Below are 21,081 nucleotides of genomic sequence, written 5' to 3' on the forward strand. Positions count from 1 at the left end.
TCGCGCGCGCTCCGGTGGTTGCTGCTCCGCGCCCTTGCGGACGACGATCCTACGTTTCCTGCCCGGGGGCGCAGCAAGGGTCTCACGGGGACGCGTGCGCCGTCGTGCGGTCCCAGTCCTGTGGGAGTGACGGTACCGTCCAGGACGGATCCGGACGCCAGTTCTCCCACCCGTCCGAGAACGGCGGTCCCCAGGCGTCGATCACCGCGACCGCCGCGCGCCCGGCCTCGCGCACCCGCCGGGCCAGCGCGGGGTCCATCAGGCCGTCCCGCTGGGCCTGCGCGAACTCGTCCTCGTCCCGCCAGTGCCAGCCGCCGTCGGGCTGCACGGAGATGTCCAGGAAGTGGTCCTCGGAGTCCACCCCGCCCGCCCAGCGGACGAGCGGCTCCTCCAGGTTCACGTACCAGTTCTTGAACCGCCAGCCCGGCTCCCAGAACAGCCACACCGACCAGGGCTCGCCGGGCCGGGCCAGCTTCAGCACGCCGGTGCCGAACCAGCGGTCCTTCTGCACCGTGCGCGGCCTGGTGTACCGGGTGGCGAGGGGTTCCCGGTGGACCGGGGTGCCGTCGGCGAGGACGGGCTTCACGCACTCGGTGCCCGGCGCCATCCAGACGGCGAGCAGCTCCGAGTCGTCGCGCACGACCGTGACGGGGCGCGCGATGTGGATGCGCGCGCCGCCGTTCTCCCGGTACCGCCACAGGATCGGCGTCCCGGGCTCCCAGTGACGGGCCGCTCCGCCCGCGTGGCCGCGCATCGTGGTTCCACCCTCTGTCATGCGCAGATATTAGGTGGCCGGACCACCCAGCGCTGCGGCACCCGTCACGGTTCACCCCCGGCGCGCCAGGCTTTACGGCCGTGTCATCCGCAGGACATCCAGCGCCTCGTCCAGCTGTTCCACGGTCAGGTCGCCGCGCTCGACATAGCCGCCCTCGAGCACGACCTGACGGATGGTCCTGCGCTCCGCGAGCGACTTCTTGGCCACCTTGGCGGCCTCCTCGTAGCCGATGTACTTGTTCAGCGGGGTGACCACGGACGGCGAGGACTCGGCGTACTCGCGGGCCCGCTCCCGGTCGGCGACGATCCCGTCGACCGTGCGGTCGGCGAGGAGCCGGGAGACGTTGGCGAGCAGCCGCACCGACTCCAGCACGTTCTTGGCGATCACCGGCAGCATCACGTTGAGCTCGAAGTTGCCGGAGGCGCCGGCCGCGGCGACGGTCGCGTCGTTGCCCGTGACCTGGGCGCACACCATCAGCACGGCCTCCGGGATCACCGGGTTGACCTTGCCGGGCATGATCGAGGAGCCGGGCTGGAGATCGGGCAGGGCGATCTCGGCCAGGCCGGTGCGCGGACCGGACGCCATCCACCGCAGATCGTTCGCGATCTTCGTCAGGCCGACGGCGATCGTGCGGAGCTGCCCGCTGGTCTCCACCACGCCGTCCCGGGCGCCCTGCGCCTCGAAGTGGTTCCGCGCCTCGGTCAGCGGCAGCCCGGTCGCCCGCGCCACCTCCTCGATGACGGCGGCGGAGAACCCGGGCGGGGTGTTGATGCCGGTGCCGACGGCGGTGCCGCCCAGCGGCAGCTCGGCCAGCCGGGGCAGCGAGGCACGCAGCCGCTCCACGCCGTACCGCACCTGGGCGGCGTACCCGCCGAACTCCTGGCCCAGCGTGACGGGTGTGGCGTCCATCAGATGGGTGCGCCCGGACTTCACCACGTCCGCGAACTCCTCCGCCTTGCGCTCCAGGGCGGCGGCCAGGTGTTCGAGCGCCGGGACCAGGTCCCGGGTGACCGCGGCGGTGGCCGCGATGTGCAGCGACGAGGGGAAGACGTCGTTGGACGACTGCGAGGCGTTGACGTGGTCGTTGGGGTGGACGTCCCGGCCCAGCCGCTCGGTGGCGAGGGTGGCGATCACCTCGTTGGTGTTCATGTTGGACGAGGTGCCGGACCCGGTCTGGAACACGTCCACCGGGAAGTGGTCGTCCCACCGGCCCTCCGCGACCTCCGCGGCCGCCTCCTGGATCGCCGCGGCGATGTCCTTGTCCAGCACCCCGAGCCGGGCGTTCACCTTGGCCGCGGCGCCCTTGACGCGGGCCAGCGCCTCGATGTGGGCGCGCTCCAGGCGCTGCCCCGAGACGGGGAAGTTCTCCACCGCGCGCTGGGTCTGCGCCCGCCACTTGGCGTCCGCGGGGACCCGCACCTCTCCCATGGAGTCGTGCTCGATGCGGTAGTTCCGGTCGTCGTCCGTCGTCGTCATCGTTACCTCCGTGGAGCACAGCAGCGGTGTCGGACGAGCGTATTCCCCGAAAACGCCGTCCGCCCCGCCGCGCGTCGCGCGGCGGGGCGGGGGACCCGTGGGGGGTGTCAGGCGCTCTGCAGGCTCACGTCGTCCAGCAGGAAGCCGGTCTGCAGGCTGTAGTCCTCGGTGGCGGTGAAGGCCACGGTGACGGTCTGCCCGGCGTACGCGGACAGGTCGGCCGACCGCTGGATCCAGCCCCCGCCCGCGTGCACGTTGGACCAGGTCGCCAGTGTGGACCCGTTCACCCGGACGGTGAAGGTGTCGTACGCCCGGCTGCTCGACTCGGACGTCTCGATCTGCAGCCAGAAGACCAGCGACGCGCGCGTGCAGTCCGCCGGCACGGTCACCGTCTGGCTCAGCGACTCGGTGCTGGTGGAGCCGTTGCCGCCGAGCCAGGCGAAGCGGGTGCCGCCGTGCGCGGTGCGGCCGGAGTGGGCGGCGATGACCGCGGTGGTCCCGGTCCACGGCGAGGTCCCGCTCTCGAACCCGCCGTTGCCGACGGCCCCGGCCGGGTCGCAGGTGCCGCCTCCGCCGCCGGTGCCGACGGCCTGCTGCCACAGCGTGTACGCGATGCCGTCGGCGGCGCGGTCGAGACCGGTGGTGTTGATGTTGGTCAGCGTGTCGCACGCCCGGTGGTAGCAGGGGTCGTACGCCGAGCCGGAGGTGCCGCCCCACTTGGAGGCCTGCGCGGAGGTCTTGCGGGCGCTCGCGCCCATCGCGTAGCCGGACGTGGGGATGGAGTACCGCTCGAAGGAGTAGTCGTCGCTGCGGCCGGCGCCCTCGGTGTTCTCCTCGGGCCGCAGGCCGAGCGAGTCCCAGTACGCCTTCATCGGCGCGGCGGCCGCGGAGGTGATGTGGTTGATGAAGTAGCCGCCGTTGAGCGAGGCGACCATGTCGAAGTTGTAGTACGCCTTGATCCTGGCGCGGTCCGCCGAGGACAGGGTGCGGACGTAGAAGTAGCTGCCGTTGAGGCCCTGCTCCTCGTCGGTCCACCAGGCGAAGCGAACGCGGTTGCGCATGTCCGGGTTCTCCCGGGCGAGCGTCAGGGCGTTCTCCAGCAGGGCGGCGGAGCCGGAGCCGTTGTCGTTCATGCCGGGCCCTGCGGAGACGCCGTCGAGGTGGGCGCCGAACATGTAGACGTTGTTCGCGTCGCCCTTGGGCCATTCGGCGATCAGGTTGGGCCCGGCGCCGCTGGTGCAGCCGGAGGTGCAGGGCTGCTCGGTGACGGTGTAGCCGGCGGCCTGCAGCTTGCCCTTCACGTAGGCGACGGAGTCGCGGTAGCCCTGGGTGGTGGACCTGCGGTTGCCGCCGTTGCGGGCGGCGATGGCGCTGAGCTCGTCGAGGTGGGCCCGGACCGCGGTGACGCTGATGTCGGGGGCGGCGAGGGCGGTGGTGGAGGCGGGGGACGTGCCGGACGGGGTGGCCGCGGCGGGGAGTGTGCCGAAGCCGAGCACGAGGGCGAGCAGGGTGCCCGCCATGGCGAATCTTCGTTTCACCTGGACTCCTCCGGACGGTGGCTGTGGGGTTGCCACGCGGTGGCGAGGCATGGCATGCGCATGCCTGGCTGTCAGGAAGGGTCACAGTGGTTGTTGATCGAATCAACGGCATGGTGCCGGTCAGGCCCAGGTTGTCCGAAAGTGGCACGGGAGATCCGCTATGCGGACACGGGGCGCCGCCCCGGACCCCGCTCCTCGAACGCCGGAGGGGCTGATGGTCAGCCCGTCCGGCGTTTGAGGACGAGGCCCGCAGGGCCGAAGGGGGGTCCGGGGGCGCAGCCCCCGAACGTCAGGCGAGTCCGGGCCCTCGCACCGGAATCGACGTGAACGTCGGCTGGGGCGCCGGGTCCTGGAAGAAGTCGTTCCCCTTGTCGTCGACGACGATGAACGCGGGGAAGTCCTCGACCTCGATCTTCCAGACCGCCTCCATCCCCAGCTCCTCGTACTCGACGACCTCCACCTTCTTGATGCAGTCCTGCGCGAGCCGCGCCGCGGGACCGCCGATGGAGCCCAGGTAGAAACCGCCGTGCGCGGCGCACGCGTCGGTGACCTGCTTGCTGCGGTTGCCCTTCGCCAGCATCACCAGCGAGCCGCCGGCCGCCTGGAACTGCTCCACGTAGGAGTCCATCCGCCCGGCCGTGGTCGGCCCGAAGGAGCCCGACGCGTAGCCCTCCGGCGTCTTCGCGGGGCCGGCGTAGTACACCGGGTGGTCCTTGAGGTACTGCGGCATCTCCTGGCCCGCGTCCAGCCGCTCCTTGATCTTGGCGTGCGCGATGTCGCGCGCCACGACCAGCGGGCCGGACAGCGAGAGCCGGGTCTTCACCGGGTACTTGGACAGCTCGGCGAGGATCGCCTTCATCGGCTGGTTGAGGTCGATCTTCACGACGTCGCCGGACTCGTCGAGCTGCTCGTCCGTCGTCTCCGGCAGGAAGCGCGCCGGGTCCGTCTCCAGCTGCTCCAGGAAGACGCCCTCGGCGGTGATCTTCGCGACGGCCTGGCGGTCGGCGGAGCAGGAGACCGCGATGGCGACGGGGCAGGACGCGCCGTGCCGGGGCAGGCGCACCACGCGCACGTCGTGGCAGAAGTACTTGCCGCCGAACTGCGCGCCGATGCCGATCTTCTGGGTCAGCTCGAAGACCTTCTCCTCGAGCTCCTTGTCCCGGAAGCCGTGCCCGAGCGGGGAGCCCTCGGCCGGGATCTCGTCCAGGTAGTGCGCGGAGGCGTACTTGGCGGTCTTCAGCGCGTACTCGGCGGAGGTGCCGCCGACGACGATCGCCAGGTGGTACGGCGGGCAGGCGGCCGTGCCCAGCGAACGGATCTTCTCCTCCAGGAACTTCATCATGGAGGCCTCGTTCAGGACGGCCTTCGTCTCCTGGTACAGGAACGACTTGTTGGCGGAGCCGCCGCCCTTGGCCATGAAGAGGAACTTGTAGGCGTCGCCGTCCGTCGCGTACAGCTCGATCTGCGCGGGGAGGTTGGATCCGGTGTTCTTCTCCTCCCACATGGTGAGCGGAGCCATCTGCGAGTAGCGCAGGTTGAGCTTCTGGTACGCGTCGTAGATGCCCCGGGACAGGGCCTCCTCGTCGCGGCCCGACGTCAGCACGTTCTGCCCGCGCTTGCCCATGACGATCGCCGTGCCGGTGTCCTGGCACATCGGGAGCACGCCCGCCGCCGCGATGTTCGCGTTCTTCAGCAGGTCCAGCGCGACGAACTTGTCGTTGCCGGATGCCTCGCGGTCGTCGATGATGCGGCGCAGCTGGGCGAGGTGCGCGGGACGCAGGTAGTGCTGGATGTCGCGGATGGCCTCCTCGGCGAGCTTGCGCAGCGCCTCCGGCTCGACCTTGAGGAACGTCCGGCCGTCGGCCTCGAAGGTGGACACACCTTCGGAGGTCACCAGCCGGTAGGGGGTGGTGTCCTCTCCCATGGGGAGCAGATCGGCGTACTCGAACTCAGGCATCTCGCCCATTCCTCACTCGACGGAAGACCGCCCGCCTCCGTCGGCGGGCCTTCCCAGCCTAGGACCTGCCTCGGACGCCGATCCTGCGAGGTTGTCCTCAGTTGCCGGCGCCGCGGGGTAGTCGCGATCTATCGCGTTTCGGTACGCTGCTGCCGTGGACCTTCAGAAGCACGCCCAGCAGCCGGACACGACGCCGCGGAGCACCGAGCTGCGCGCCTCCGACGCCGACCGGGACCGCATCGTCGAGCTGTTGCACGACGCGCACGCCGAGGGCCGGCTCACCGCCGACGAGCACGCCGAGCGCGTCGAGGGTGCGCTGACCGCCAAGACGCTGGGCGAGCTGGAAGGGTTCATCCAGGACCTTCCCGCCGCCCACGAGCGGCGCGCGGCTCCCCTCTCCGCGCCCGGGCGCCCCGCCGCCGGCGTCTTCCCGGCCGACCCCGACGACAACGTCGTCGCGGTGTTCAGCGCCGCCGCCCGCAAGGGCCGCTGGCGCACCGGCCGCCGCATCCACGCGTACGCGGTCTTCGGCAGCGTGGAGATAGACCTCAGCGAGGCGCTGTTCGACCACCAGCAGGTGATGATCAAGGCGTTCTCCGTCTTCGGCAGCGTCGAGATCCGCGTCCCGGAGAACGTGTCGCTGCGCGGCACCGGCGGCGGCGTGCTCGGCGCCTTCGAGGTGGACCCGCAGGACTCGCCCGACGACAACGCCCCCGTGGTCTACGTCGACGGGTGGGCGATCCTCGGCAGCGTCGAGGCCCGGCCCAAGCGCGGCAAGCTCGTGAAGGACATCCTCGACCGCGTGCAGCGCACGGTCGACCGCAGCATGCGCAAGCACCTGGGGCACTGAACACGGCGCCGGCCGAGGCCGGTTGGGGACTCTGTGCATAGGCGCGCGCACATCGGGTAAGCCTTGACGCATCGTCTCCTTGGAGGGCGCCAGGGATTCACGCCGGGCCGACCCGTGTGCATCCACGGCACTCGCCAGCTCGCGAAGCCGTCGTCAGGAGTAGACCGTGCTGCAACCGCCGCATTCGTCCCTGCAGGTAGCCGCCGTTCCGGCCCAGCGAGTGGCAGCACGGGACAGGGACCAGGACGCCCCCTGGCACACCGAGGCGGTGTGCCGGCGTGACGAGGCGGGCCTGTTCTTCGCGCCGTCGAAGGAACCGACCGCCGCGCGGCTGTCCCGCGAGGAGGCGGCCAAACGGGTCTGCGCCCGCTGTCCGGTCATGGTGGAGTGCCGCGAACACGCCCTGCTCCAGCCCGAGCCCTACGGCGTGTGGGGCGGCCTGACCGCGGCGGAGCGCCGTGTCGTCCTGGCCCGCCGCAGGCGCCGCGAGATGGAACTGAAGAAGACCGCCCGCCAGAACCGCATACCCGCGGCAGGCTGACCACCAAGCACCAGAAAGGGCGTCCCCTCCGCACAGGGGACGCCCTTTTCAGCAGCGCTCACTTCCCGACACCGCCCGAAACAGCTCCTTCATGGGCGCGGGGACGCCGACGCTGTCCCGACACCGCCCGGAACAGCTCCCTCAGGGGTGCGGGGACGCCGATGCTGTCCCGACACCGGCCGGAACAGCACCCCCAGGGGCGCGGGGAACTGCGCGACCAACCCCCACGCACCCGCACTCGCCCGGCGCCGCAGGCACCGCGCCGCTACTTGGCGCGATCGAAGTCGATCGCACTGTACGCCCGCAGCTTGCTGAGCCGGTGCTCGGAGTCAATCCTCCGCACCGTCCCCGACTTCGACCGCATCACGATCGAGTCGGTCGTGGCCGTCTCCGACCGGTACCGGACACCCCGCAGCAGCTCGCCGTCCGTGATGCCCGTCGCCACGAAGAACACGTTGTCCCCGGTGACCAGGTCCTCCGTGGTCAGCACCCGGTCCAGATCGTGCCCCGCGTCGATCGCCCGCTGCCGCTCCTCGTCGTCCTTCGGCCACAGCTTGCCCTGGATCGTGCCGCCCAGGCACTTCACCGCACAGGCCGAGATGATGCCCTCGGGCGTCCCGCCGATGCCCAGCAGCAGGTCGATCCCCGTGCCCTCGCGCAGCGCCAGGATCGACCCCGCCACGTCACCGTCCGAGATCAGCTTGATGCGCGCCCCGGTCTCCCGGATCTCCTTGATGATGCCCTCGTGCCGAGGCCGGTCCAGGATCACCACCGTGACGTCCTCGGGGGTGACCCGCTTCGCCTTGGCGACCCGGCGGATGTTCACGCTCACCGGGGCGTTGATGTCGACGAAGTCCGCCGCCTCGGGGCCCGTGACCAGCTTGTCCATGTAGAACACGGCCGACGGGTCGAACATCGAGCCGCGCTCGGCCGCCGCCAGCACCGCGATGGCGTTGGTCATGCCCTTGGCGGTGAGGGTGGTGCCGTCGATCGGGTCGACCGCGATGTCGCACTCGGGGCCCGTGCCGTCGCCGACGCGCTCCCCGTTGAAGAGCATCGGGGCCTCGTCCTTCTCGCCCTCGCCGATGACGACGACGCCGTTCATCGAGACGGTGGAGACCAGCGTGCGCATGGCGCGCACCGCCGCACCGTCGGCGCCGTTCTTGTCGCCGCGCCCTACCCAGCGGCCCGCGGCCATCGCGGCCGCCTCGGTGACCCGTACGAGCTCCAGGGCGAGGTTGCGGTCGGGGGCCTCGGAGGGGACATCGAGCTCGGACGGCAGGTGGTGGTGTTCGGTCATCGGAGCGCACCTTTCTGTACGACGACGGCCGGATGAGGGTGTGGCCATGACTCTATCGCCAGGCAGACAAAATGAGCAGGGGACCCCACGGATGAGCGCTCCGGGCACCTGCGACGATAGGGGGCGTGGCAGGAAACAGCATGCAGAAGACCGCCAGGGACATGGTTCTCTCCCTGGCCCTCATCGTGCTCGCGGCGGGAGTGGTGTGGCTGTTCATCCCGCACACGGACGGTGAGCCCGAGATCAAGCGCGTCGACTACCGCGTCGACCTGCTGACCGCCCGCCGCGCCGCCTCCTACCCCGTGGCCGCGCCGGAGGGGCTGCCCGAGGCCTGGAAGCCCACCTCCGTGCGCTACCGCGGCGCCGAGGACGAGGCCTGGCACCTGGGCTTCCGCACCCCCGAGGGGGAGTACGCGGCGGTCGAGCAGTCCGCGGGCAAGCGCAGGAACTTCATCGAGGACAAGACGCAGCGAGCCGAGGAGACCGGCTCGACGCAGCGCATCGACGGCAAGACCTGGACGCGGTACGAGGGTGAGCAGTACGACGCCCTGGTGCTGGAGGACACCCCGGGCTCGACGACCGTGGTGACCGGCACGGCGTCCTTCGCGGAGATGGCGAAGCTGGCGGAGGCGCTGCGCACGGAGTGACCGGCGCGCACACGCACAGGGGCGGGGCCCCGGATCGGACGATCCGGGGCCCCGCCCCTGCGTGCCGGGCCGCTCGGGCTCAGACGGTGGTGACGACCTGCTCGTAGTCCAGGCGCGGGCTGCGCGGGAACCAGGCGTCGGGGCCGGGGCGGCCGATGTTCACGACCATCAGCGGGGTGTGGTCGTCGTCGAGGAACTCCTTGCGGATCCCCTCCATGTCGCAGCCGGTCATCGGACCGGCGGCCAGACCGGCGGCGCGCACGCCGATGATGAAGTACGCGGCCTGGAGGGCGGCGTTCAGCGCGGCGGAGGCCTCGCGGACCGGGCGCTCGCCGAAGAAGGCGTCCTTGGCCTGCGGGAAGTGCGGGAAGAGCTGCGGCAGCTCCTCGTGGAACTCGTTGTCCGCGGACAGGATCGCGACGAGCGGCGCCACGGCCGTCTTCGGACGGTTGCCCTCCGCCATGTGCTGCACCAGGCGCTCCCGCGCCTCGGGGGAGCGGACCAGCGTGACGCGCAGCGGCGACTGGTTCATGGAGGTGGGGCCGAACTTGACCAGCTCGTAGATCGCCCGCACCTGCTCGTCGGTCACCGGCTCGTCGGTGAACGTGTTGGCGGTGCGCGCCTCGCGGAACAGCAGGTCCTGAGCGGCGGAGTCGAGAACGAGAGACATGCGTGAACCTCATCGGGGATACGGCGGTCCGTAGGGGCATTAGCGGACCGCGGTCCGGTTTACCGCACCGAGAGTACCTCTATGAAGTTCAATGTTCAACAGCCTACTTCTCGCCGTCGTCCGCCTCCCCCTGCTCCTCCTCCGCAAGGGCCGCGTCCAGCCGGGCCCGCGCCCCGTCGAGCCAGCGCCGGCACACCTTCGCCAGCTCCTCGCCCCGCTCCCACAGCGCGAGCGACTCCTCCAGCGACGTACCGCCCGCCTCCAGGCGGCGCACGACCTCGATCAGCTCGTCCCGCGCCTGCTCGTAGCCGAGCGCCTCGGCCACCGCCGTCTGCTCCGTCTTTCCGGTCATTCCGCCCACCCTATGTATCGACCCGTACCGTGAACTCGCCCGCGGACACCCGTGCCCGGAGCACTTCGCCCGCCTCCACCTCGTCCGGCGCGCGCACCGCGTGCCCGTCCTCCCGCTGGAGCACGGCGTACCCCCGCTTCAGCGTGGCGGCGGGGGAGAGGGCCACCACGCGTGCGTGCGTGTGCGTCAGCTCGGAGTCCGCCCGGTCCAGCTGGTGGCGCAGCGCCCGTCGGCCCCGGTCCAGCAGCATCGAGACCTCCTCGGCGCGCGCGTCGATCATCCGGTGCGGGTCCTGTATCGACGGCCGGGCCAGCGCGTGCGCCAGTCCTCGCTCCTCCCGCTCCAGCAGGGCGCCCACACAGCGGCGCGCGCGGTCCCGCAGCATCCGCACCCGCTCGTACTCCTCGCCGACGTCCGGCACCACCTTCTTGGCGGCGTCGGTCGGCGTGGAGGCACGCAGGTCCGCGACCAGGTCCAGCAGCGGGCTGTCCGGCTCGTGCCCGATCGCCGACACGACCGGCGTACGGCAGGCCGCCACCGCCCGCACCAGCTGCTCGTCGGAGAACGGCAGCAGGTCCTCCACGCTGCCCCCGCCCCGCGCGACGACGATCACGTCCACGTCCTCGAGCGCGTCCAGCTCCTTCACGGCCTGGACCACCTGCGGCACCGCGTGCACCCCCTGCACCGCCACGTTCCGCACCTCGAAGCGGACCGCGGGCCAGCGGTGCCGCGCGTTCTCCAGCACGTCCCGCTCGGCCGCCGACGCGCGCCCGCACACCAGCCCGATCAGCTGCGGCAGGAACGGCAGCGGCTTCTTCCGCTCCGGCGCGAACAGCCCCTCCCGCGTCAGCGACTTCTTCAGCTGCTCCAGCCGCGCCAGCAGCTCCCCGACCCCGACCGGGCGGATCTCCGCGGCCCGCAGGGACAGCTGACCCCGGGGCGCGTACCACTCCGGCTTGCAGTGCACGACCACCCGCGCGCCCTCGCTCACGACGTCCGCGACGGCGTCGAACACCTGCCGGTAGCAGGTCACCCCCACCGAGATGTCGTACGACGGGTCGCGCAGCGTCAGGAACACCACGCCCGCGCCCGGACGCCGCGACAGCTGGGTGATCTGCCCCTCCACCCACACCGCGCCGAGCCGGTCGATCCACCCGCCGATGAGCCGCGACACCTCTCCCACCGGCAGGGGGGCTTCCGCGGACGTGTTCACAGCCATGCCGCGAGCGTAGTGCGCCCCGCCGACACCGGTGCGCCGCCACCGACGGCGCACCGTGCCCGGACCCCGCGGACACGGCCCGTACGATGGGACGCATGACCGCTTCGACTGGCCGCCGTGTCCTGCTCGCCGCCCCCCGGGGCTACTGCGCGGGGGTGGACCGCGCCGTGATCGCCGTCGAGAAGGCCCTCGAGCAGTACGGGGCTCCCGTCTACGTACGGCACGAGATCGTGCACAACAAGTACGTCGTGCAGACCCTGGAGAAGAAGGGCGCGATCTTCGTCGAGCGGACGGAGGAGGTGCCCCCGGGCAACATCGTGATGTTCTCCGCGCACGGCGTGGCCCCCGTCGTCCACGAGGAGGCCGAGCGCGGCCGCCTCGCCACCATCGACGCCACCTGCCCGCTGGTCACCAAGGTCCACAAGGAAGCCGTCCGGTTCGCCAACGACGACTACGACATCCTCCTCATCGGCCACGAGGGCCACGAGGAGGTCATCGGCACCTCCGGCGAGGCCCCCGACCACATCCAGCTGGTCGACGGCCCCGGCGACGTGGAGAAGGTCGAGGTCCGCGACCCGTCCAAGGTCGTCTGGCTCTCCCAGACCACGCTCAGCGTCGACGAGACCATGGAGACCGTCGACGCCCTCAAGGAGAAGTTCCCCCAGCTGATCTCGCCGCCCAGCGACGACATCTGCTACGCCACGCAGAACCGCCAGCTCGCGGTGAAGCAGATGGGCGCCGAGGCGGACCTGGTGATCGTCGTCGGCTCCCGCAACTCCTCCAACTCCAAGCGGCTCGTCGAGGTCGCCAAGCTGGCCGGCGCCCGCGAGGCGTACCTGGTGGACTTCGCCGACGAGATCGACGAGGCCTGGCTGGAGGGCGTCACCACGGTCGGCGTGACCTCGGGCGCCTCGGTGCCGGACGTGCTGGTCGAGCAGGTCCTGGAGTGGCTGTCGCAGCGCGGCTTCGAGGACGTGGAGATCGTCAAGGCGGCCGAGGAGTCCATCACCTTCTCCCTGCCGAAGGAGCTCCGCCGCGACCTGCGCGAGGAGGCCGCCGCGCTGGTGGCCGAGCGGGGCGGCGCGGGCAGCGACGCCTAGCACATCGCCCGCCCTCAGGGGCGGTTGCCGCCACGACGACCGGTGGGCTTCCCCCGGTCGTCGTAACGTGGTGCCATGGAGATCTTCGGCGTGGACATCGGCGGATCCGGCATCAAGGGCGCCCCGGTCGACCTCGACAAGGGGGACCTGGCGCAAGAGCGCTGCAAGGTCCTCACCCCGCACCCGGCCACGCCCGACGCGGTGGCCGACGGGGTGAAGCAGGTCGTCGACCACTTCGGCTGGACCGGCCCGGTCGGTGTCACCTTCCCCGGAGTCGTCACCGACGGCGCCACGATCCGCACCGCGGCCAACGTCGACAAGAGCTGGATCGACACCGACGCGCGGGTGCTGCTCGGCGACCGCCTGGGCGGCCTGCCCGTGACGGTCCTCAACGACGCGGACGCGGCCGGCGTCGCCGAGATGCACTTCGGCGCCGGACGCCACCGCAAGGGCACGGTGATCGTGCTGACCTTCGGCACCGGCATCGGCAGCGCCCTCTTCGTGGACGGCGTCCTCGTCCCCAACACGGAGCTGGGCCACCTGGAGCTGAAGGGCCACGACGCGGAGAAGCGGGCCGCCACCAAGGCCAAGGAGGACCACGACCTGTCGTGGGACGAGTGGGCGCGCCGCGTGCGGAAGTACCTCGCCCACGTCGAGATGCTGTTCTCGCCCGAGCTGTTCGTGATCGGCGGCGGCGTCAGCCGCAAGGCGCACAAGTTCCTGCCGAAGCTGGAGGGCATCAAGGCGGAGATCGTCCCGGCCCACCTGCAGAACAACGCGGGCATCGTGGGCGCGGCGATGCGGGCCGCCACGGGGGTGTAGGGAGGCTCAGGCGGGTGCCTTGCCCGCCCCACGGGCCGGCGCCTTGGCCTTCCCCCGGACCGGCGCCTTGCCCGCCCGGTCCGGGGCGGGGCGACGGCCCGCGGTTCTGGCCCGCCGCACCCGGCGCACCCGGCGGACGAGCACCAGCGCGCCCGCCAGCAGCGTCCCGCCGTAGAGCCAGCCGGCCTGGGTGGCGAGGCCGGTCACCATGCCCATCAGCCGGTCAGGCACGCTCCCGCCGCCCTCGTCGGCGACGGGCACCAGACCCACCGCGAAGGCGATCGGCACCACGACGGGCGCGATGAGCAGGTCCCCCTCGCGCACCCACAGCGCGGTCAGCACGCACACCGGCAGGAACAGCACCCCGTAGACGGTCAGGGAGGCGCCGAACAGCGCCTCGGTGAGCAGCCCGAGCGCCAGCATCACGGCCGCGCAGAACAGACCGCCGCCCAACCCGGTGAGCCGGGGCCCCGGCACGCGCCGCTTGGGCGGCGGGGGAGCGGGCCGGCGTCCGGGCGGTCGCGGGGGCCGCTGGGCGCGCGGGGACCGGGCGACCCCGCCGCCCGCCGCCCGTCCCGCCTGCGGGGGCAGGGGAGGGCCGTGCGGCCGTGACGTCCGGGGGGTCCCCGACGGGCCAGGCGCCGGCTCGCGTCGCGGTCCGTGCTGGGCGGGTCGCGTCCTGTGTTGCTCCACTGGACCAACTTAGGTCGTTTTATGTGTCCGGCAGCCCGTCAGACACGCCGGGATCCGGTCGTCGGCCGGGCGTTCGACACAGCGGCGGCTCGGTCGCGGGCACGCCGTAGACTGGTGGATCGGTCCACGCCGGCCGCTCGGCCGGCCCTCGCCCCCCTCCTCACGTACGGGAAGTCGCAACGTGTCGCTCACGATCGGAATCGTCGGTCTGCCGAATGTCGGCAAGTCGACCCTGTTCAACGCCCTGACCAAGAACGACGTGCTGGCGGCCAACTACCCGTTCGCCACGATCGAGCCGAACGTGGGCGTCGTCGGCGTCCCCGACCCCCGGCTGACCAAGCTGGCGGAGATCTTCGGCTCGCAGCGGATCCTCCCGGCCACGGTCGACTTCGTCGACATCGCCGGCATCGTGCGCGGCGCGTCCGAGGGCGAGGGCCTGGGCAACAAGTTCCTCGCGAACATCCGCGAGTCCGACGCGATCTGCCAGGTCATCCGCGCCTTCAAGGACGAGAACGTCGTGCACGTCGACGGCAAGGTCTCGCCGAAGGACGACATCGAGACGATCAACACCGAGCTGATCCTCGCCGACCTCCAGACCATCGAGAAGGTCCTCCCGCGTCTCCAGAAGGAGTCGCGGATCAAGAAGGACGTCGCGCCCAAGGTCAAGGCCGTCGAAGAGGCCAAGGAGATCCTGGAGAAGGGCGACACGCTGTTCTCGCAGGGCATCGTCCAGGGCACGGAGCGGGCGGAGCTCCTCCACGACCTGCACCTGCTCACCACCAAGCCCTTCCTCTACGTCTTCAACGTCGACGAGGACGAGCTGACCGACGAGGACTTCAAGAACGAGCAGCGCGAACTGGTCGCCCCCGCCGAGGCGATCTTCCTCAACGCCAAGCTGGAGGCGGACCTCGCCGAGCTGGACGAGGACGAGGCGCTGGAGCTGCTCCAGTCCGTCGGCCAGGAGGAGCCCGGCCTCGCCACCCTCGCGCACGTCGGCTTCCGCACGCTCGGCCTCCAGACCTACCTGACGGCCGGCCCCAAGGAGTCCCGCGCCTGGACCATCAAGAAGGGCGCCACCGCCCCCGAGGCCGCCGGTGTCATCCACACCGACTTCCAGAAGGGCTTCATCAAGGCGGAGGTCATCTCCTTCGAGGACCTGGTCGAGTCCGGCTCGGTCGCCGAGGCCCGAGCGAAGGGCAAGGCCCGCATGGAGGGCAAGGACTACGTCATGCAGGACGGGGACGTGGTGGAGTTCCGCTTCAACGTGTGACCGCCGCCGGGCCTACTTCTCCGCCCGCCGAGCACAGCCAGGCCTAACGGGGCCGGCCCGACCGAGGGCCGGCCCCGTCGCCGTGGCAGAGGCGGCCGACCCTCCACACACCGCGCGTCTGCGTCCCCGCCAGATCTCACTCACATCAAAGTTACTGACACTCGCGTTGGCCCCCCGCGTCTCACACCCGCCCCACCCGCAGCGCCATCACGTGCCAGTGCGTCTCCACGTCCTCCGGGGCCGACCTGACGCGGTCGTGGAGGGTGGTGGTGAAGGCGTCGGCGACCCTCTCGACGTCCGTCGTCGGGTCGAGGGCGCTCAGGAGGGACGGGGTGAACGCCGCCGTGAAGAAGGCCGTCACCGCGTCCGCGAAGCCGCCGGCGTCTCCCGTTTCGTGGAAGCGGTCCAGGTGGATGTCGGGGAGGCGGATCAGGTCGGACTCCTCCAGGCGGAGGGGCGACGCCGGCGGGCCCGACCCGAACGGGGCCAGGAACTCCTCCCGCGTGCGGTTCCACGTCGGGATCGTCATCCGCTCGTACTCGTCCCGCGTGATCAGGCCCTCGGACGTCAGCTCCCGGAGTGCCGCGTCCGCCGTGTCCATCAGGGCCTCCGCCCCGCTCGCACCGTCGTCCGCCGCCGCTCCGCCGAGGACGACCAGCTGACCGCCGGGGCGCAGTTCCCGGGCCCGGTGCGCGAGGAACCTCTCCCAGTCGACACGGGACTGCTCCCGCAGCGCCTCGCGGACGGCGCCCGTGGCCCGCGTGGAGAAGACGTGGTCCGGGACGGGCGCAGGCACCCGGGACAGCCAGTGCACCGCGATCGAGCTCCACGCCAGGTGCAGGTCGCCCGGCGGGAAGAGCGGCTCGTAGAAGGAACGGGCCTGGGCGTGGACGTGGACCTCCGGTTCGTGGGCGTACGAGCCGGGGGTGTCCATGATCGTGGCGAACGTGGTGTTGAAGTCGTTCGTCAGGATGTCCGTGTGGACCACCGCCACCGGTGTGTTCTCGCCGGTCCGGGCGCGGACGCCTTCCACCACCGTGCGCATCGGGTCCAGGGAGTTCGTCCCCGCGGCCACGCCGAGGTCCGCCGCCCGGAAGGGCGCGCCGTCGACGGGGAGGGGGACGGCCTCCAGGGCGCGGAGCAGCAGGGGCATGCCGTGGTCGGCGGCGCGGTGCTGGACGCGGGAGTGACGGCCGTAGCCGCTGCCCATGGTGCCTTCGGCCGCGGTGGTGGCCGGTCCGCTCATGGCGACCTCGCTCGACGGATACCGGGACCCGGTCGGGCCCCCCGCCGACCACGATAATCGCGGCCCCGCGGGGTGCCACCCGTACGACGGTCCCGCTCAGCGCGCGGAGCGCACCGCACACTCCGCCGCCGCCAGGACCGTGCGCGCCTGGAGGTCCACCTGGTCGCGCACCGGTACCCAGCGCAGGCCCAGGGCGCGGGTGAAGTCCTCGCACCAGGCCGTGAACAGGGCGTGCAGCTCGTCGTGGAGCGCGGGCGCGGCGGGGTCGGCGGACTCCGACAGCAGACGTAGCAGCAGCCCGGCCGCGCGCAGCGGCTGGCGGCGGGCCACCACGTCCAGGGCGAAGACCTGCGCCGTGGTGAGGTGCTCCCCGCCCTCGGCCGCCCGCCGTGCCAACGGCTGCCACGACTCGGCGACCAGGTCGTACAGACCGCCCGCCATCCACTCCAGCACGCGCCGGGCCGCGCTCTCCTCGGGTGGCGGCAGGAAGCCGCGCGCCTTGTCGAGAATCGCGGTCACCTGCTCACCCCCGTCCCGCACCAGCCGGGACAGCCCGCGCAGGGTGCGTACGGCGTCGGGGTGCGGGGAGGGATCGTCGGCCAGGGCGCTCGCCCACATCGGCACCTCGACGATCGCGGTGACACCGCCGTACCGCCGGGGCGCGCACCATGTGGACCGGCCGATGTTCTCGGAACCGGCCGCGAGCCGCCCCGCGCTCTCCGGCGGGGGCAGGACATGGACGCCGGGGGCCGGGTTCTCCCAGTACAGGGCGTCGAAGGTGCCGTGCTGCACCGGGACGGAAAGGCCGGCGGCCGCCGTGTGGAAGCGCTCGGCGAACCCCGGCAGGCCGTCCGTCAGCTGGGCGAAGGCGCCGCCGGCCTCGATGCCGTGCAGGGAGCACTGGAGGACCGGCCGCCGGGCGTCGATCAGGTCGAACAGGGCCCCGCTCTCCGGGAGGCGGGCCGACTCCATCGGCGCCCACTCGGGCTGCTCCGCCGCGACCGGTCGGAACGCGGTGCGGAAGTAACGCTCCAGGGCGGGCGCGGGACCGGCCGTCGCCTCCTCGAGGCCGTCGCTCAGCGCCGCCCCGTCCGGGTCGAGGCACAGCACGACGTCCCAGGTGACGCGCGCCGGATCGGTCGCCGGGGTGGGCCCGTCGCCGCGTGCCACCCGTTCGGCCAGGGCGAGCGCGGTGACGGCGCCGACCGGTTCGTCGGGGTGCGGACGGGCGACCACCAGGACGTGCGCGGGACCGTGCCCGACGGACAGCATCTCCAGCGGACGTCCCGCGCGGGACGTGCCGACACGGCGCAGACGGCCGGGCCCCGGGTACCGGGTGACCAGCCGCCGCGCCGCTGCCGAGACCTCCGCGACCGTGAGGTAGCGGTCGGACGTCATGGGCCGTTCCTCCTGCGGGCGCCGATGGGGGCAGAACCGGACGTTCGCGGGTCGGGCCGTGCTTGTCAACACGCCCTTGCGGCAAGTCGGTTGAGGATCCGACTCAGACCAGCTCGGGCCTGGCGCCCGTCGCGCCGGGGTCCTGGGAGTCGCCGGTCCCGGTGGACGCGGCTCCAGCGGCCCCCACCGCTTCCGCCGCTCCCACCGCCTCCGTCGCTTCCGCCGCTTCGGCCGTTTCCCCCGCCTCCGTCGAGTCGTCCGGCGCCGGCCGCTGCCCCGGCACCTCCGCCTTCGGTGCGCGGTCGCGTGCCGTCCGTGCCGACCGCGCCGTCCGGACGTACGCGTAGATCACCGCGCCCGTCACCAGCAGCAGGAGCGGGCCGTAGAGCCAGGGGCGGGCGGCCATCTCCGTGGGGAGCCAGCGGTACGAGGCCAGCAGGGCGGCGAAGACCGCCGTGCCGAGGGCGACCATGCGGACGCACGCGCGGTCCCAGCCGTGGGCGGAGCAGCGCATCGCCGTCTCGATGGTCAGGGCGAAGACCACACCGGCGAGCAGGTCGGCGCCGTAGTGGTAGCCGAAGCCGAGGGTCGCCGTGAGGGTGCCGGCCAGCCAGAAGGTGCCCGCCCAGCGCATCGCCCGGGAGCCGTCACGGGAGTGGACGAAGAGGGTGACCGCCCACGCGGTGTGCAGGCTGGGCATGCAGTTGCGCGGGGTGATGCCGTCGAACGGGATCGGCTGCGGGTCGGTGACCGGCGGCAGGATGTCCGGCCAGATGTTCGCCGTCGCCCAGGCGCCGCCCTCCGCGCCGTACGCGTAGACGGGGCCGACGACCGGGAAGATCATGTAGATCGCGGGGCCGAACAGGCCGATCACCAGGAAGGTGCGCACCAGGTGATGGGCGGGGAAGCGGCGGTCCACCGCCACCCGGCGCAGCTGGTAGAGGCCGACGAGGGCGGCGGCGAGCGGGAGTTGGCCGTAGACCACGTGCAGGATGCCCGTGCTGACCGGGGCGGTCGCGTTCAGGAAGCGGCCCACCAGCCACGACGGGTCGGCGAGTGCGTGGTCGGCGGCGGCCACGTAGGCGTCGAGGACGGTCGCGCGGGTCTTCGAGGTGATGAGCAGCCAGGTGTCGCCGGTCTTGTGGCCCGCCACCAGCAGCAGGCCGAGACCGGTGCCCTTGAGCAGCAGCAGCCGTTCCCGCCCGGTGCGGCGCGTGACGCCGAGGACCGCGACGCCCAGCACCACCCACAGCGCGCCGTTGCCGAAGTTCATGTCGGCGTCGAGCGCCCACCGCACCAGGAAGAACGCGACGTCCACGCCCGCCGCGATCCCCAGGGCGATCAGCCGCTGCCGCCAGGTGAGCACCACCATCGTCAGCGCCAGGCCGCCGTAGAGCAGCGGACCCGACTCGGGGGCGAAGATCACTTCCCGCGACTGCTCGGTGATCGGTCCCGAGAAGCCGTAGCCGCGCGCCACGATCTCCAGGGCGACGAGGAAGCCCAGGGTCACCACGCCCGCCGTGGTCCACAGGACCACGCGGGGCCGGCGCCACGGGGCGGGCTGCGTCCCGCGGTCGTCGTCCCGCGGCGGTATTCGAGTGGGTTCGGTCATCAAGTGGTCGCCTGGTGATTCGGGTGCGGGCAAGTGGCGCATCGCGCGGGAGGGCAGGGTCTTCCGGTGGACAGCCGGTGAATGAGGACATCCGTCGTGAGTTCGAACATGTTAACGGGGGTGGACGGGGAGTCCATGGGTCGGCTGTGCCGTCTCCGTGCCGGACGTCGGTGCGCGGTGGGGTCGCGGTGCCGGTGTCCGAATCGGAACGGCGAGGTCCGTAGGTCGCCGAGGCACTCTTGTGGAATTCCTGTGGAACCCTCAATCTTTCGGCTGACGCACCCGGACGCGGCGGCCGACCTTGTCATGCTCCCGACATAAAGGAGCCGTGCGCCCCTGCGTCACCGCACCACCCCCCACACGAACGCGCACCACCGATTGAGGAGGAACCCTCCATGGCAGTGATGCGTCACCCCCGGCGAAGACTGGCCGTCCTCGGCGCCGCGGCCTCCGCGGCCCTCGTCGCGAGCCTGGTCTCCGCACTCCCCGCGGGGGCCGCCCCGGCCGCACCCGAAGGCCGCATCCAGTACGCGGGCGCCGCGAACGCCGTCGCCGACAGCTACATCGTCACCCTGAAGGCCGACGCGGCCCGCTCGACCACCGCCAAGGGCCGCGCCCTGGCCGAGAAGTACGGCGCCGCCGTCGAGCGCACCTACTCCAAGGCGCTCAACGGCTACGAGATCGAGGCCTCCGAGGCCGAGGCCAAGCGCCTCGCCGCCGACCCGGCCGTCGCCTCGGTGGTCCAGAACCGCACGTTCACCATCTCCGCGACCCAGTCCAACCCGCCCTCCTGGGGCCTGGACCGCATCGACCAGCGCAACCGTCCGGTCAACAGCGCCTACACCTACCCGGATTCGGCCGGGCAGGGCGTGACGGCGTACATCATCGACACGGGCGTCCGGATCAGCCACAACGACTTCGGCGGCCGCGCCTCCAACGGCTACGACGCCGTCGACCGCGACAACGTCGCCCAGGACGGCAACGGCCACGGCACCCACGTCGCCGGCACCGTCGCGGGCAGCGCGTACGGCGTCGCCAAGAAGGCGAAGATCGTCGGCGTCCGCGTCCTGAACAACTCCGGCTCGGGCACCACCGCCCAGGTCGTCGCCGGCATCGACTGGGTGGCGCGCAACGCGGTCAAGCCCGCCGTCGCCAACATGTCGCTCGGCGGCGGCGCGGACAGCACGCTCGACGCGGCCGTCCGCAACGCCATCGCCGCCGGCGTCACCTTCGTCGTCGCGGCCGGCAACGAGTCGACCAACGCCTCCACCAAGTCCCCGGCCCGGGTGAGCGAGGCGATCACGGTCGGCGCGACCACGTCCTCCGACGCCCGCGCCAGCTACTCCAACTACGGCTCGGTGGTGGACCTGTTCGCGCCCGGTTCCTCCATCACCTCCACCTGGCGCACCAGCGACTCGGCCACCAACACCATCTCCGGCACCTCGATGGCCAGCCCGCACGTCGCCGGCGCCGCCGCGCTGTACCTGGCCGGCAACCCGTCGGCCACCCCGGCGCAGGTCTCGTCCGCGCTGACCTCGTCCGCCACCACCGGCGTGGTCACCAGCCCGGGCAGCGGTTCGCCGAACCGCCTGCTGTACGTGGGCTGAGCACGCAG

General features: G+C 72.0%; 18 protein-coding genes and 1 pseudogene. 7 read left to right on the forward strand and 12 right to left on the reverse strand.

Going from position 1 to position 21,081, the window contains the following annotated elements; genetic code table 11:
• Nucleotides 1-82 precede the first annotated feature (82 nt).
• From fomD to ACQZOG_RS19300, 4 genes are all read right to left on the reverse strand, one after another.
• Nucleotides 83-775, reverse strand: a complete 693-nt coding sequence (gene fomD, locus ACQZOG_RS19285; protein WP_051724321.1) for a cytidylyl-2-hydroxypropylphosphonate hydrolase — start codon at nucleotides 773-775, stop codon at nucleotides 83-85.
• 72 nt (nucleotides 776-847) lie between these two features.
• Complete coding sequence (locus ACQZOG_RS19290) at nucleotides 848-2,251, reverse strand: class II fumarate hydratase (RefSeq protein ID WP_033272198.1); 1,404 nt, start codon at nucleotides 2,249-2,251, stop codon at nucleotides 848-850.
• Nucleotides 2,252-2,358: 107 nt separating this feature from the next.
• The gene (locus ACQZOG_RS19295; protein ID WP_051724320.1) at nucleotides 2,359-3,771 is read right to left on the reverse strand and encodes a M28 family peptidase; all 1,413 of its coding nucleotides are present in this window, start codon (nucleotides 3,769-3,771) and stop codon (nucleotides 2,359-2,361) included.
• A 307-nt stretch (nucleotides 3,772-4,078) separates the two neighbouring features.
• Entirely contained in the window at nucleotides 4,079-5,755 is a 1,677-nt protein-coding gene (locus ACQZOG_RS19300) for a fumarate hydratase (RefSeq protein ID WP_106963321.1), read from the reverse strand.
• Nucleotides 5,756-5,900: 145 nt separating this feature from the next.
• Between ACQZOG_RS19300 and ACQZOG_RS19305 the strand changes: the two genes are divergently transcribed.
• Both ACQZOG_RS19305 and ACQZOG_RS19310 read left to right on the forward strand, forming a co-directional pair.
• Entirely contained in the window at nucleotides 5,901-6,596 is a 696-nt protein-coding gene (locus ACQZOG_RS19305) for a DUF1707 SHOCT-like domain-containing protein (RefSeq protein ID WP_033272196.1), read from the forward strand.
• 166 nt (nucleotides 6,597-6,762) lie between these two features.
• Nucleotides 6,763-7,137 (forward strand): WhiB family transcriptional regulator, encoded by a 375-nt coding sequence (locus tag ACQZOG_RS19310; protein ID WP_026243435.1) that lies wholly within the window; start codon nucleotides 6,763-6,765, stop codon nucleotides 7,135-7,137.
• A gap of 265 nt (nucleotides 7,138-7,402) precedes the next feature.
• Here ACQZOG_RS19310 and glpX read toward each other — a convergent pair whose 3' ends face one another.
• Complete coding sequence (glpX, locus tag ACQZOG_RS19315) at nucleotides 7,403-8,437, reverse strand: class II fructose-bisphosphatase (protein ID WP_033272195.1); 1,035 nt, start codon at nucleotides 8,435-8,437, stop codon at nucleotides 7,403-7,405.
• Between the two features lie 140 nt (nucleotides 8,438-8,577).
• Here glpX and ACQZOG_RS19320 point away from each other — a divergent pair, with 140 nt between their 5' ends.
• Nucleotides 8,578-9,084 (forward strand): DUF4245 domain-containing protein, encoded by a 507-nt coding sequence (locus tag ACQZOG_RS19320; protein ID WP_193455676.1) that lies wholly within the window; start codon nucleotides 8,578-8,580, stop codon nucleotides 9,082-9,084.
• A 79-nt stretch (nucleotides 9,085-9,163) separates the two neighbouring features.
• Here ACQZOG_RS19320 and ACQZOG_RS19325 read toward each other — a convergent pair whose 3' ends face one another.
• The 3 genes from ACQZOG_RS19325 to xseA form a co-directional block, all read right to left on the reverse strand.
• Nucleotides 9,164-9,754 carry a malonic semialdehyde reductase gene (locus ACQZOG_RS19325; RefSeq protein WP_033272192.1) on the reverse strand — a complete coding sequence of 197 codons (591 nt, stop codon included), beginning with the start codon at nucleotides 9,752-9,754 and terminating at the stop codon, nucleotides 9,164-9,166.
• A 103-nt stretch (nucleotides 9,755-9,857) separates the two neighbouring features.
• Nucleotides 9,858-10,106, reverse strand: a complete 249-nt coding sequence (locus tag ACQZOG_RS19330; protein WP_033272190.1) for an exodeoxyribonuclease VII small subunit — start codon at nucleotides 10,104-10,106, stop codon at nucleotides 9,858-9,860.
• A 10-nt stretch (nucleotides 10,107-10,116) separates the two neighbouring features.
• Nucleotides 10,117-11,325 carry an exodeoxyribonuclease VII large subunit gene (gene xseA / locus ACQZOG_RS19335; RefSeq protein WP_037641358.1) on the reverse strand — a complete coding sequence of 403 codons (1,209 nt, stop codon included), beginning with the start codon at nucleotides 11,323-11,325 and terminating at the stop codon, nucleotides 10,117-10,119.
• 86 nt (nucleotides 11,326-11,411) lie between these two features.
• Between xseA and ACQZOG_RS19340 the strand changes: the two genes are divergently transcribed.
• Together ACQZOG_RS19340 and ppgK are read left to right on the forward strand one after the other, a co-directional pair.
• Complete coding sequence (locus ACQZOG_RS19340) at nucleotides 11,412-12,425, forward strand: 4-hydroxy-3-methylbut-2-enyl diphosphate reductase (RefSeq protein WP_093548195.1); 1,014 nt, start codon at nucleotides 11,412-11,414, stop codon at nucleotides 12,423-12,425.
• A 75-nt stretch (nucleotides 12,426-12,500) separates the two neighbouring features.
• Nucleotides 12,501-13,247 (forward strand): polyphosphate--glucose phosphotransferase, encoded by a 747-nt coding sequence (ppgK, locus tag ACQZOG_RS19345; RefSeq protein ID WP_033272187.1) that lies wholly within the window; start codon nucleotides 12,501-12,503, stop codon nucleotides 13,245-13,247.
• Between the two features lie 6 nt (nucleotides 13,248-13,253).
• Here the strand turns inward: ppgK and ACQZOG_RS19350 are convergent, their stop codons facing one another.
• Complete coding sequence (locus ACQZOG_RS19350) at nucleotides 13,254-13,940, reverse strand: DUF6542 domain-containing protein (protein WP_359671751.1); 687 nt, start codon at nucleotides 13,938-13,940, stop codon at nucleotides 13,254-13,256.
• A gap of 181 nt (nucleotides 13,941-14,121) precedes the next feature.
• Between ACQZOG_RS19350 and ychF the strand changes: the two genes are divergently transcribed.
• Nucleotides 14,122-15,210 (forward strand): redox-regulated ATPase YchF, encoded by a 1,089-nt coding sequence (gene ychF, locus ACQZOG_RS19355; protein ID WP_033272186.1) that lies wholly within the window; start codon nucleotides 14,122-14,124, stop codon nucleotides 15,208-15,210.
• 181 nt (nucleotides 15,211-15,391) lie between these two features.
• Here ychF and ACQZOG_RS19360 read toward each other — a convergent pair whose 3' ends face one another.
• From ACQZOG_RS19360 to ACQZOG_RS19370, 3 genes are all read right to left on the reverse strand, one after another.
• Complete coding sequence (locus tag ACQZOG_RS19360) at nucleotides 15,392-16,456, reverse strand: hypothetical protein (protein ID WP_430741678.1); 1,065 nt, start codon at nucleotides 16,454-16,456, stop codon at nucleotides 15,392-15,394.
• Nucleotides 16,457-16,552: 96 nt separating this feature from the next.
• Nucleotides 16,553-17,854: a M14 family zinc carboxypeptidase gene (locus ACQZOG_RS19365; RefSeq protein ID WP_430741679.1), complete on the reverse strand. Its 1,302-nt coding sequence runs from the start codon at nucleotides 17,852-17,854 to the stop codon at nucleotides 16,553-16,555.
• 103 nt (nucleotides 17,855-17,957) lie between these two features.
• Entirely contained in the window at nucleotides 17,958-19,469 is a 1,512-nt protein-coding gene (locus ACQZOG_RS19370; RefSeq protein ID WP_430741680.1) for a phosphatase PAP2 family protein, read from the reverse strand.
• A gap of 392 nt (nucleotides 19,470-19,861) precedes the next feature.
• Between ACQZOG_RS19370 and ACQZOG_RS19375 the strand changes: the two are divergent.
• Nucleotides 19,862-21,070: pseudogene (locus ACQZOG_RS19375) on the forward strand (S8 family peptidase); the annotation flags it as partial.
• Between the last annotated feature and the right edge of the window lie 11 nt (nucleotides 21,071-21,081).

Origin of the sequence: Streptomyces sp. P13-3-3, assembly GCF_050571355.1 — a bacterium.
GTDB lineage: Bacteria > Actinomycetota > Actinomycetes > Streptomycetales > Streptomycetaceae > Streptomyces > Streptomyces althioticus.

What these genes read in the sequence shown, in the direction of transcription:
- ACQZOG_RS19365 (WP_430741679.1), bottom strand. Translation starts at nt 17,854, where the DNA reads ATGACGTCCGACCGCTACCTCACGGTCGCGGAGGTCTCGGCAGCGGCG.
- ACQZOG_RS19360 (WP_430741678.1), bottom strand. Translation starts at nt 16,456, where the DNA reads ATGAGCGGACCGGCCACCACCGCGGCCGAAGGCACCATGGGCAGCGGC.
- ppgK (WP_033272187.1), top strand. Translation starts at nt 12,501, where the DNA reads ATGGAGATCTTCGGCGTGGACATCGGCGGATCCGGCATCAAGGGCGCC.
- ACQZOG_RS19295 (WP_051724320.1), bottom strand. Translation starts at nt 3,771, where the DNA reads ATGGCGGGCACCCTGCTCGCCCTCGTGCTCGGCTTCGGCACACTCCCC.
- glpX (WP_033272195.1), bottom strand. Translation starts at nt 8,437, where the DNA reads ATGACCGAACACCACCACCTGCCGTCCGAGCTCGATGTCCCCTCCGAG.
- ACQZOG_RS19340 (WP_093548195.1), top strand. Translation starts at nt 11,412, where the DNA reads ATGGGACGCATGACCGCTTCGACTGGCCGCCGTGTCCTGCTCGCCGCC.
- ACQZOG_RS19330 (WP_033272190.1), bottom strand. Translation starts at nt 10,106, where the DNA reads ATGACCGGAAAGACGGAGCAGACGGCGGTGGCCGAGGCGCTCGGCTAC.
- fomD (WP_051724321.1), bottom strand. Translation starts at nt 775, where the DNA reads ATGACAGAGGGTGGAACCACGATGCGCGGCCACGCGGGCGGAGCGGCC.
- xseA (WP_037641358.1), bottom strand. Translation starts at nt 11,325, where the DNA reads ATGGCTGTGAACACGTCCGCGGAAGCCCCCCTGCCGGTGGGAGAGGTG.
- ACQZOG_RS19325 (WP_033272192.1), bottom strand. Translation starts at nt 9,754, where the DNA reads ATGTCTCTCGTTCTCGACTCCGCCGCTCAGGACCTGCTGTTCCGCGAG.
- ACQZOG_RS19290 (WP_033272198.1), bottom strand. Translation starts at nt 2,251, where the DNA reads ATGACGACGACGGACGACGACCGGAACTACCGCATCGAGCACGACTCC.
- ACQZOG_RS19300 (WP_106963321.1), bottom strand. Translation starts at nt 5,755, where the DNA reads ATGGGCGAGATGCCTGAGTTCGAGTACGCCGATCTGCTCCCCATGGGA.
- ACQZOG_RS19320 (WP_193455676.1), top strand. Translation starts at nt 8,578, where the DNA reads ATGCAGAAGACCGCCAGGGACATGGTTCTCTCCCTGGCCCTCATCGTG.